Below are 11,988 nucleotides of genomic sequence, written 5' to 3' on the forward strand. Positions count from 1 at the left end.
CATTGAAAAAGCAAAAAGTATTGGTTACTGGAAGTTCAGGCCAATTGGGTTCTGAGCTAAAAGATATTTGGTATTCTGACTATCGCTTTGAATTGTATTTTCTGGAGCGAAAAGATCTAGATCTAACCAATCCTGACCTAATTCAAGGAATCCTTAATCATTATCAACCGGATTATATCATCCATTCAGCGGCCTATACTGCTGTTGATTTGGCGGAACAGGAGCCTGATATTGCCAATGTTGTCAATCATCTTGCTACATCGGAAATCGCCAAATATGCTGGTAATAATTCTGTCAAGTTGATCTATATCTCAACGGATTATGTTTTTCCGGGAAATAAAGACGAAGCTTTAAGTGAGGATCTACCGACGGACCCAATTAATATCTATGGAGCTTCCAAATTAAAGGGTGAATTGGCTGTACAAGAGTTTTGCAATGATGCCATAATTATCAGAACAGCTTGGGTATATTCTACATTTGGGAAAAACTTTGTCAAGACCATGCTCAACTTGATGAACAGCGGGGATGAAATCAATGTTGTTTCAGATCAAATCGGTAGCCCTACTTATGCATATGACCTGGCTATTCTGATAAAGTATATCATAGAAAATGGAAAATGGGTTGCTGGAATTTATCATTATTCCAATGAAGGTAGAATCAGCTGGTATGATTTTGCAAAAGAAATCAGAGATCAATCTGATCTAGACTGTAAGGTGAACCCAATTCCAAGTGCTAGTTACCCTACACCAGCAAAGCGCCCACATTATTCATTGTTGAGCAAGGAGAAAGTAAAACATACCTTTAAAGTTGATGTTCCGGAATGGAAAGAAAGCTTGAATAAGATGCTTGATAAGTTGAAAGCTAACCAATAAAAACAATAGATAGATATTATGAAAGGAATAATTTTAGCAGGTGGTTCAGGGACAAGGTTGCACCCATTGACACAGGTTGTTTCTAAGCAATTGTTGCCGGTATATGATAAACCCATGATTTATTACCCCTTATCGGTATTAATGTTGTCAGGAATCCAAGAGGTTCTCATTATTTCTACACCTGTTGATTTACCTAATTTCAAACGTTTATTTGGAGATGGCAGTCAGTTGGGAATTTCGATTTCCTATGCTGAGCAACTCTCGCCTGAAGGACTCGCACAAGCTTTTATTATAGGGGAAGAATTTATTGGCAGCGATGATGTCTGCTTGATATTGGGGGACAATATATTCTATGGAGCAGGCCTTCAGCAACAATTATTGGATGCCAAGAAAAAGGTCGAAGAGAATAAACAGGCTGTAGTTTTTGGTTATTATGTCGATGATCCAGAAAGATATGGAGTTGCTGCATTTGATGAATCCGGACGTGTCACTGATATTGAGGAAAAGCCAAAAGAACCAAAATCGAATTACGCGATTGTGGGTTTGTACTTTTACCCGAACACCGTTGTAGAAATTGCTAAGAATGTAAAGCCCTCTGACCGGGGTGAATTAGAAATCACCACCGTAAATCAAGAATATCTTAATCAAGATAACCTTCAGCTTCAGCTATTAGGCCGTGGCTTTGCTTGGTTGGATGCGGGAACTCATGAATCATTATCTGAAGCTACGGAATTTATAAAAACAATCGAGAAAAGAACCTCCCTAAAAGTAGCTTGCCTAGAAGAAATTGCACTATCCAAAGGATATATTGAAAAAGAAGATTTATATAACAGAGTCAAGGACTTAAAAGGAGTATATTTTGATTATCTGAAAAAGATAAGTGGATGAAACACAAGTCGGAGACTTGCGCTAGCTTTGCTGAAGATGGTCTGAGGCACAAGTCCACCCAGCGCATATTGTAGCGGGCGGTCGTTGAGCGTAGTCGAGGCGTGCGCTAGCAAACATCGACCACTAAGATTAACCTCAACCAATATCCATATTGGTTAATTTTTCCTTTTATATCTAAATTTTCCCGAAATTTAGGGAAATGAATTTTATACCAACCAAATTAACCATACTTCTATTAACTTTACTCTATTCTTTTGGGGTGTATATTCCTTTGAAAGCGCAGAGCGAACGATCCAAAGCTCTTAAGGAGTTAGAGGAAGTACTTAATATCGATGTTAATTTTAAGACAGATACCATTGCACTTAAAAAACGCTTGGATTCTGTTCGTATTCTTGCTGACGAAAGACGCAGTATTCCTCTGAAGTGGGCGTATTACCAGTTGATGGCGGATGGCTATTCCATAGCATTCGACCGCGTCAATAATAAATCCAATGAATATTATGCGAAGGCACAAGAATTGGTAGAACCTACAAGAGAGTTTGAACTCCAACAGCTGGGCTACATTCGCCAAGGTTACTATTTTTATGTCTATAGAAATATCAAAGAAGCCTTTCCTTGCTTCCTGAAAGCCAATGATCTCAAGGATAAGATCGATCCAGATGAAATCCCCAGGATTACCCTTCATTATGGCTTTGTTGCAAGCTTCTACAGTTTTATCGGAGACCAGAAAAAAGCATCTGATTACCTCAAATCAGCATTGCCATATTCAGAGCCTCTGAGCCGTAACAGAATTGATATGGTCAATGCCATAGCCGTTTATAATCTGAGGGACTCAGCAAAAGACGAAGCTTTTCGTTATTTTGAACAAGCCCTGGATATTGCCGAACAAGCCAAGGATTCCGTTTGGATCGGGATTGTATCGGGTAACCTGTCGGATAGGGAGTGGGAAAAAGGCAATTACAACAAGGCCATCGCACTTGTGAAGAAGAATATTGAATATTCCAATAAATTCAATGAACCTTTAGACGCCATGCGTGCTAACCTTATTCTGGCATCCATGTATGTGAAGCTCAAGGATTGGGATTCTGCAAGAAAACATGTGCATGAAGCCCAAAAAGGAATGAGCGACAAGCCTTATTTTTTACTTTACAAAACTGACGCTTATAAGGTTTTGGCCGAAATCGCACATGGCAGCGGAAACCAAGCAGAAGAACTGAAATATCTAAATACCTACCTCCACTTAAAGGACAGCCTGGACAATATTCGAGATCAGGAGAAGTTCCAGAAAGTCTCCTGGCAATGGGAAGCAGAGAAATATCAACAGAACCTGGAGAACGCTGAGCTCAAAAGAAAACAGATCAATCAGACATATTTTTATGTCGTAGTGTTCTTTGTGCTTCTGTTTGTGATTATCCTTCTCCTTGTCAACCGGTCCAAGAATAAAATACTCTTTAAAAATACAGAACTTGAAAAGGAACAGCTGCAATTGTCTTATGAGAAGCAATTGGTGGATCAAGAGTTGATTGTGCTCAATAATTCCTTGCAGGAATTTACTGCAACCATCAAGCAGAATGACCTTACGATCCAGAGATTGCGCAATGAGGTAATCCATAATCTCGATCATTTTCCAGATCGACAGGAAAAATTCAACGATAACCTCAACAAAATGCTGGAGAACCAGTTGATGACCGATGAACGATGGATCAAGTTCAAGAATATCTTTGACCGCGTTTACCCAGGCTATCTTGATAATGAGAAAGAATCCGTGCCAAAACTTACGGAATATGACTTAAGGCTGCTTGCCTTAATGAAGTTGGGTTTAACAAACCGCAGTGTTGGTGATCTATTGGGTATTTCCTTAGAAGGAGTAAAAAAAGCGAAGCAAAGGCTTAAGAAAAAGATGGATGTTGACAGCACGAGTCGGTCGCTGAGTAATTGAAGCACAAGTCAGAGACTTGCGCTAGCAATTGCTGAAGATGGTTGGTGGGGACACCAACCATGGCGTGAAGGCGGGCTAATTTAAGGGCATCTAAATACTAAATACTATATACTTTCTACTAATCCATTTAACATAGAATTAATTTTGCTTTGCAAATAATGTTGAGTACTTTTGTTGCTCACTTTCTATTCTGTATGCTGGATTCATTGATAACCTCAAAGACGCGTTTAAAATTGTTGATCAAGTTTTTTGTAAGCTCGACCAACAAGGGCTATTTGCGTGGCATTGCAGAAGAGTTCAATGAATCTACCAACTCCATCCGGAAAGAACTGAATCAATTAACCGATGCTGGTTACTTGAAGAAATCCCAAGAAAACAACAAGATCTATTACCGCGCCAATGTAGAGCATCCTCTTTTCCAGAGCTTGCAGAATTTGGTTCGCACTTTTTTGGGGATCGATCAAGCGGTGGACCAGGTTCTCGATAGAGCGGGAGATGTGGAGCAGGTTTCGTTGTTGGGCGACTATGCCAATGGCATAGATTCAGGGACAATCGAGGTGCTGGTGATGGGGAAGGATCTTGATTCGGCATATTTATTGCAGCTAAGCGGCAAAACCGAGAAGCTGTTGGGCAAAAACATCAAGATCTATCTTGAAAAGCCGTTGGAAGTGAAACAACAGATAATATTGTATCAAAAAGAAAAATGAAAGTTGTAAATTGGTAGATAGCCAATTTGAACTCGGTTTACTAGAAATGGAAATCAAAAAGATTGCATGTATTGGGGCAGGATATGTTGGAGGGCCAACAATGTCCGTTATTGCCCAGAAAAACCCACATATACAGGTAACGGTAGTTGACTTGAACGGCGCACGTATCGACGCCTGGAATTCCGAGAACTTGGATGAACTGCCAGTTTACGAACCGGGACTGGATCAGGTCGTAGCGGAGGCCAGAGGTCGAAACCTTTTCTTTTCAACAGATGTAGAAAGGGCAATTTCAGAAGCTGAAATGATTTTTATCTCTGTCAATACCCCCACAAAAACATACGGAAAAGGAAAAGGCCAAGCTGCAGACCTTAAGTTTATTGAGCTCTGCGCTAGACAGATCGCCGATGTCGCCACATCGTCAAAAATAATCGTTGAAAAATCAACCATTCCTGTTCGAACAGCTGCAACCATAAAAAGCATTTTGGACCATACTGGGAAGGGTGTGCAATTCCATGTGTTGTCCAACCCTGAGTTTTTGGCTGAAGGAACAGCAATTGTCGACCTCCATAATCCAGATAGAATCCTCATCGGTGGAGAAGACGAAAAAGCAATCAATGCCCTAAAAACAATATACGAAGCTTGGGTGCCAAAGGAAAGGATTATTACGACCAATTTATGGTCTTCAGAACTTTCTAAACTTGTCGCCAATGCTTTCTTGGCGCAGCGTGTATCCTCCATTAACTCAATTTCTGAACTATGTGAGGTAACAGGAGCCAACGTGGATGAGGTTGCTCATGCAATTGGACAGGACTCCAGGATAGGGTCTAAGTTTTTGAAAGCTTCTGTGGGTTTCGGAGGTTCCTGCTTTCAAAAAGATTTGTTGAATCTGGTATATATTGCCAGATCCTATAATCTGACTGAGGTTGCCAATTATTGGGAGCAAGTGATCCTGATCAATGACCATCAAAAGACAAGGTTTGCAGAAAAGATCATCCGATTGATGTACAATACAGTAAATGGCAAGAAAATTGCGTTCTTGGGTTGGGCATTCAAGAAAAATACAAATGATACCCGTGAATCAGCCGCCATCTATGTAGCAGACCATTTATTGGATGAACAAGCACAGATTTCAGTATACGACCCTAAAGTGCAGGAAAATCAAATCTATAAGGATTTGGATTACCTTGCTACAAGAAGCGCTGATGAAAATAAAGAATTGTTAAAGGTCATCAATGACCCCTATGAGGTTGCAAAGGATGCCCATGGTTTGGCAATTCTTACAGAATGGGATGAATTCAAGGACCTTGATTGGAAAAGAATCAAAGAATCCATGAAAAAACCCGCATTTATATTTGATGGGAGAAAGCTTCTGGATAAACAGAAACTTGAGAGTTTGGGATTTGTTTACTATGCTATAGGTGAGTAAAAACTAATATTTTCCATATATGAAAGAGCAAAAAAACATTGATGTAAAACATCAAGACTATAATCCAGGGCCAAGAGTCGGCATAACCTTTTCTACTTTTGACCTATTGCATGCCGGACATATTATGATGCTGGCAGAAGCAAAACGTCAATGTGATTATTTGATCTGTGGACTGCAAATGGACCCTACCTTGGACCGTCCTGAGAAAAATGCACCAACACAGACCGTAGTTGAAAGATATATACAGCTAAGAGGATGTATTTATGTGGATGAGATTGTTCCTTATTCAACAGAACAAGATCTTGAAGATATATTGAGGTCTTTTAAGCTAGATGTCAGAATTGTAGGTGATGAATATAAGGATAGGGATTTTACTGGCAGAAAATATTGTGAAGATAAAGGAATTGAGCTGTATTTTAACAGTAGAGATCATAGGTTTTCTAGTTCTGGATTAAGAAAGATTGTAGCAGATAAGGAGAATCAAAAGAATAATAAATAGCAAAAAAAATTATAAATGAGTAAAATATTAATTACTGGCGGAGCGGGTTTTATCGGTTCAAATCTTACTGAATATTTTTTAGGTAAAGGTCAACAAGTTGTTGTACTGGATAATTTTGCAACCGGACATCGACATAATTTGGTTCAACATGAAGGAAATCCAAATTTTGAATTAATTGAAGGTGATATCCGTAATACTGCTGATTGTGAAAAAGCTGTTCAAGGAGTTGATTATGTTTTACATCAAGCTGCTTTAGGATCAGTGCCTCGTTCAATTAAAGATCCACAAACTTCAAATGAGGTGAATGTTTCTGGGTTTCTAAATATGCTCGTTGCCGCTAGAGATGCGAATGTCAAGCGTTTTATTTATGCGGCGTCTTCTTCAACCTACGGAGATTCTGAATCACTTCCTAAAGTGGAAGACAAAATTGGAAAACCATTATCTCCTTATGCTATAACTAAATATGTCAATGAGCTTTATGCAGAAATTTTCTCAAAAACATACGGTATTGAAACAATTGGTTTAAGATATTTCAATGTATTTGGTAGAAGACAAGATCCTAATGGAGCGTATGCAGCAGTTATACCTTTATTTGTAAAGAAATTCATGAATCATGAAAGCCCAGTAATTAATGGAACTGGCGATTATTCTAGAGATTTTACTTATATAGATAATGTAATTCAGATGAATGAAAGAGCTATGCTAACTGATAATCCAGATGCGGTAAATACTGTTTATAATACCGCTGTCGGGGACAGAACTACATTAAATCAATTGGTTGGATATTTAAAGGAATTTTTAACCGAATATGATTCAGAGATTGCGAATGTTAAAGTTATCCATGGACCAAATAGACAAGGTGATATACCGCATTCATTAGCATCTGTTGATAAAGCAAAGAACTTACTAGGATATCAACCTAGTCACGTTATTAAGGATGGCTTAAAAGAAGCTACCAAATGGTATTGGGATAATTTAAAATAATAGGTAATTCAAATTTTTACCGAAAAAACACGAAAAATGAAAAAAATTGCTGTAATAGGATTGGGTTATGTTGGATTGCCTTTAGCTAGATTATTTGCTACAAAATATCCAGTTTTAGGCTTTGATATTAACCAAAAAAGAATTGATGAATTACGATCTGGCAAGGACTTAACATTGGAAGTTGAAGATGACATTCTTCAATCTGTTTTGGTTAAGGAAAATCCATTCAATAATAAAGTTAATGGATTATTCTGTTCTAATATTCTTTCAGATATAGAGGATGCTAATTTTTATGTAGTTACTGTTCCAACTCCTGTTGACAAACATAATAGGCCAGACCTCACTCCTCTATATAAAGCATCAGAAACCGTAGGTAAAGTTTTAAAAAAAGGAGATATTGTCGTATATGAATCCACAGTTTATCCAGGAGTAACTGAGGAAGAATGTATCCCCGTTTTAGAAAAAGTTTCGGGATTAAAATTTAATGTGGATTTCTTTGCTGGTTATTCGCCGGAAAGAATTAATCCAGGAGATAAGCAGCATACGGTTGAAAAAATATTAAAGGTTACTTCGGGCTCTACCCCAGAAATTGGAAAAGAAGTTGATGAAGTTTATAAATCTGTAATTACTGCTGGAACTCATTTGGCCCCTGCAATTAAGGTTGCGGAAGCTGCTAAAGTTATTGAAAATTCTCAAAGGGATATAAATATTGCTTTTGTAAATGAATTGGCGAAAATTTTCAATATTCTTGAAATTGATACCCATGCAGTTCTAGAAGCTGCAGGCACTAAATGGAACTTTTTGCCATTTAAACCAGGATTGGTGGGAGGCCACTGTATAGGTGTAGATCCATATTATTTGGCTCAGAAGGCACAAGAACATGGTTACCATCCCGAAATTATTCTAGCTGGAAGAAGACTGAATGATTCAATGGGTGAATATGTAGCCTCACAGGTTGTTAAAACTATGATTAAGAAGGGGATTAATGTGAATGGGGCAAAAGCTTTAATGTTAGGCGTAACATTTAAAGAGAACTGTCCTGATGTCCGAAATACTAAAATTGTTGATGTAATAAAAGCATTGGAGGATTATGGAATTGAGGTTTCTACTTTTGATCCTTGGGCAAATCCTTCGGAAGTAAATCATGAATATGGCATAGAAAGCACAACAAATATCCCATCCAGTAAATTTGATGCTATTGTTTTGGGAGTTGCTCACAAGGAATTTTTGGAATTGGACTTGGAGAAATTCAAAAAAGATAATGCTATAGTTTACGATGTTAAAGGTATTATTAGAGATAAATCTGATAGTAATTTATAATTAATTTTAACGAAATGGAAAAAACAATCATCATTACAGGTGGTGCTGGATTTATAGGTTCACATGTTGTAAGGGAATTTGTTCAGAAGTATTCTAATTACCAAATAATAAATTTAGATGCTTTAACTTATGCAGGGAATTTAGAGAATTTAATTGATATTCAAGATGCTCCTAATTATTCATTTGTAAAGGCTGATATTACTGATGCCAATAGTATTAATGCTATTTTTCAGGAATATAAACCAGATGGGGTTATCCATTTAGCTGCTGAATCGCATGTGGACCGTTCAATAACTGATCCTTCGGCATTTGTAATGACCAATGTGATAGGAACGGTAAATCTTTTGAATGCTGCAAAGGAACTATGGAAAGATAACTTTGAAGGAAAAAGGTTTCATCATGTTTCAACAGATGAGGTATATGGAACCTTAGGTGAAACCGGACTTTTTACAGAAGAAACATCTTATGACCCTCATTCTCCTTATTCAGCTTCTAAAGCTTCCTCAGATCACTTTGTTAGAGCCTACCATGACACTTATGGTTTGCCTGTTGTTATTACGAACTGTTCAAATAACTATGGTCCAAATCATTTTCCAGAAAAATTGATTCCATTATGTATCCATAATATTTTGAACAATAAGCCACTACCAATTTATGGTGATGGCAAATTTACTAGAGATTGGTTATTTGTAAAAGATCATGCTAAAGCTATTGATTTGGTTTACCATAATGGAAAATTAGGTGAATCGTATAATGTGGGTGGCTTTAATGAATGGCAAAATATAGATCTCGTAAAGGAGCTATGCAATCAAATGGATTCAAAATTAAATAGAGAACCAGGAACTTCAGCAAAACTTATCACTTTTGTTAAAGATAGACCAGGTCATGATTTAAGATATGCTATTGATGCTACAAAAATCAATCAAGAATTAGGATATAAACCATCGGTTACATTTGAGGAAGGATTATCTGAAACAATTGATTGGTTTTTGAATAATCAAGAATGGTTGGATCATGTAACTTCAGGTGATTATCAGAATTATTATAATAAACAATACTCATAAATATAGATGAAAGCTACAGAAACCAAGTTAAAAGGATGTTTTATTATTGAACCTTCAGTGTATGGAGATTCTAGAGGCTATTTTTTTGAATCTTATAATCAGTTAAAATTCAAAGAATTAACTGGTGTAGACCCTTTGTTTTTACAGGATAACCAATCTAGTTCTAGTTATGGGGTACTAAGAGGTTTGCATCAACAGACTGGAGAATTTGCGCAGGCAAAATTAGTTCGTGTACTTGAGGGAAAGGTTTTGGATGTTGCAGTGGATGTAAGGGAAGGTTCTGAAACATATGGACAATATGTTGCGGTAGAACTTTCTGCTGAAAATAAACTTCAACTCTTTATACCAAGAGGATTTTTGCATGGTTTTGCTGTGCTTTCTGAAAAAGCAACTTTCTATTATAAATGTGATAATCTATATAATAAGGAATCCGAAGATGGTGTAAATCCTTTGGATGAAACTTTAGCAATTGATTGGAAGATTCCAGTGGACAAAATAATTCTATCTGATAAAGATAAAGTTGCGAGGCCTTTTAATAAAAAATAAAATTAAATTATGCTTAGAATATTAGTCACAGGTGTAAATGGCCAGTTAGGTTCAGAATTAAAGGATTTGTTGGCAAATGAAGAAACTTTTGATGTAAATTATCTTTCAAGAGCTGAATTAGCATTAGAAAAAACAGAAGAAATTAAATCTATACTATCAAAGTTCAAACCTGGATTGATTATTCATTCTGCCGCATATACTGCTGTTGACAAAGCAGAAAGCGAAACTGAGTTAGCTGATAAAGTTAATCATTTGGCAAGCAGAGAAATTGCGAATTATTGTAAGTCAAATGACTGCCGGTTAATTTCAATTTCAACCGATTACGTATTTAATGGTAACTCTAGTATTGCATTAAAAGAAAATGCTGAAGTAGATCCTGTAAATATTTATGGAAAGACAAAATTATTAGGGGAAAAGGCTATTGAAAAGGAATGTCCTGATGCAATAATAATTAGGACTTCTTGGGTTTACTCTACTTACGGGAATAATTTTGTTAAAACTATGATTAGGTTGATGAGTGAAAGAGAGGAAATTTCGGTTATAAATGATCAAATTGGTTCACCTACTTATGCGAGAGATTTAGCAAAGGCTATATTAAAGATTATCAAATCGGATAAGTGGGTTGGAGGAATTTTTCATTATTCAAATGATGGAGAAATTTCATGGTATGATTTTGCTGAAGAAATCAAAAAAATCAAAGGATTTAGAACGAAAATTAATCCGATACCAACATCTTCATATCCTACACCTGCAAAAAGACCTAAATTTTCTCTTTTAGACAAAAGCAAAATTCAAGATACATATAATGTAGAAGTTCCATTCTGGAAGGACAGTTTGAAAGAAATGATTAATCTATTAAAATAATATAGAACACAATATGAAAGGAATTATTTTAGCCGGAGGCTCTGGTACAAGACTTCATCCATTAACATTGGCTGTATCAAAACAATTGATGCCAGTCTATGATAAACCTATGATCTATTATCCATTATCAACCTTAATGTTGGCTGGAATTAATGAAATTCTGATTATTTCTACTCCTCAAGATTTACCAAATTTTGAAAAATTATTGGGTGACGGCTCACAAATAGGATGTAAATTCTCTTATATTGAGCAGCCTTCACCTGATGGACTTGCACAAGCATTTATCCTAGGGGCTGATTTTATAGGGAAAGATAAGGTAGCCTTGATTTTAGGTGATAATATTTTTTATGGTTCTGGAATGTCTAAATTATTACAGTCATGCGCAGATCCTGATGGAGGCTATGTATTTGCATATCCTGTCCATGATCCTGAAAGATATGGTGTCGTAGAATTTGATAAAGACAAAAATGTTGTATCTATTGAAGAAAAACCAACAGAACCCAAATCTAATTATGCTGTTCCAGGGCTCTATTTTTATGATAATGATGTAGTTGATATTGCAAAATCAATAAAACCTTCTCATCGTGGGGAATTGGAAATTACCGATGTCAATAAAGAATATCTAAGGAGGGGCAAACTAAAAGTAGGTGTATTTGATAGAGGTACAGCTTGGTTAGATACTGGAACTATTCAATCATTAATGCAGGCTGGACAATTTGTCCAAGTTATCGAAGAAAGACAGGGAATGAAGATCGGAGCAATAGAGGAAGTTGCTTATAGAATGGGATATATTGATAAAAATCAACTATTAAAAATTGCAGTCCCATTGAAGAAAAGCGGATATGGAGAATATTTAATAAGATTAAACTAATAAAGATA

Annotated in this window: 12 protein-coding genes; all 12 read left to right on the forward strand. The window is 36.6% G+C overall.

All coding sequences use genetic code 11. From position 1 onward, the window contains the following. Positions 1–2: 2 nt before the first annotated feature. Positions 3–872, forward strand: coding sequence for a dTDP-4-dehydrorhamnose reductase (gene rfbD / locus CRT24_RS05695; RefSeq protein ID WP_099370285.1), 870 nt, complete (start codon positions 3–5; stop codon positions 870–872). Positions 873–890: 18 nt separating this feature from the next. Further along, on the forward strand, positions 891–1,760 hold the full coding sequence (gene rfbA / locus CRT24_RS05700; protein ID WP_099370286.1) for a glucose-1-phosphate thymidylyltransferase RfbA: 870 nt from the start codon (positions 891–893) through the stop codon (positions 1,758–1,760). Positions 1,761–1,959: 199 nt separating this feature from the next. Continuing rightward, positions 1,960–3,699, forward strand: coding sequence for a lipopolysaccharide assembly protein LapB (locus CRT24_RS05705; RefSeq protein WP_099370287.1), 1,740 nt, complete (start codon positions 1,960–1,962; stop codon positions 3,697–3,699). 158 nt (positions 3,700–3,857) lie between these two features. Beyond that, the gene (locus CRT24_RS05710) at positions 3,858–4,406 is read left to right on the forward strand and encodes a winged helix-turn-helix domain-containing protein (RefSeq protein WP_257213977.1); all 549 of its coding nucleotides are present in this window, start codon (positions 3,858–3,860) and stop codon (positions 4,404–4,406) included. 46 nt (positions 4,407–4,452) lie between these two features. Continuing rightward, positions 4,453–5,832: a nucleotide sugar dehydrogenase gene (locus CRT24_RS05715; protein ID WP_099370289.1), complete on the forward strand. Its 1,380-nt coding sequence runs from the start codon at positions 4,453–4,455 to the stop codon at positions 5,830–5,832. Positions 5,833–5,851: 19 nt separating this feature from the next. Continuing rightward, positions 5,852–6,331 (forward strand): adenylyltransferase/cytidyltransferase family protein, encoded by a 480-nt coding sequence (locus tag CRT24_RS05720; protein ID WP_099370290.1) that lies wholly within the window; start codon positions 5,852–5,854, stop codon positions 6,329–6,331. Between the two features lie 15 nt (positions 6,332–6,346). Further along, positions 6,347–7,315: an SDR family oxidoreductase gene (locus CRT24_RS05725; RefSeq protein ID WP_099370291.1), complete on the forward strand. Its 969-nt coding sequence runs from the start codon at positions 6,347–6,349 to the stop codon at positions 7,313–7,315. Between the two features lie 36 nt (positions 7,316–7,351). Then, positions 7,352–8,635 (forward strand): nucleotide sugar dehydrogenase, encoded by a 1,284-nt coding sequence (locus tag CRT24_RS05730; RefSeq protein ID WP_099370292.1) that lies wholly within the window; start codon positions 7,352–7,354, stop codon positions 8,633–8,635. A gap of 14 nt (positions 8,636–8,649) precedes the next feature. Next, on the forward strand, positions 8,650–9,699 hold the full coding sequence (gene rfbB / locus CRT24_RS05735; protein ID WP_099370293.1) for a dTDP-glucose 4,6-dehydratase: 1,050 nt from the start codon (positions 8,650–8,652) through the stop codon (positions 9,697–9,699). 6 nt (positions 9,700–9,705) lie between these two features. After that, entirely contained in the window at positions 9,706–10,245 is a 540-nt protein-coding gene (gene rfbC / locus CRT24_RS05740) for a dTDP-4-dehydrorhamnose 3,5-epimerase (protein WP_099370294.1), read from the forward strand. Between the two features lie 9 nt (positions 10,246–10,254). Then, entirely contained in the window at positions 10,255–11,109 is an 855-nt protein-coding gene (gene rfbD / locus CRT24_RS05745) for a dTDP-4-dehydrorhamnose reductase (RefSeq protein WP_099370295.1), read from the forward strand. A 13-nt stretch (positions 11,110–11,122) separates the two neighbouring features. Then, positions 11,123–11,980 carry a glucose-1-phosphate thymidylyltransferase RfbA gene (gene rfbA / locus CRT24_RS05750; protein WP_099370296.1) on the forward strand — a complete coding sequence of 286 codons (858 nt, stop codon included), beginning with the start codon at positions 11,123–11,125 and terminating at the stop codon, positions 11,978–11,980. Positions 11,981–11,988: the final 8 nt, after the last annotated feature.

It is taken from the genome of Sphingobacterium sp. 1.A.5, from assembly GCF_002734235.1.
GTDB classification, from domain to species: Bacteria; Bacteroidota; Bacteroidia; order Sphingobacteriales; family Sphingobacteriaceae; genus Sphingobacterium; species Sphingobacterium daejeonense.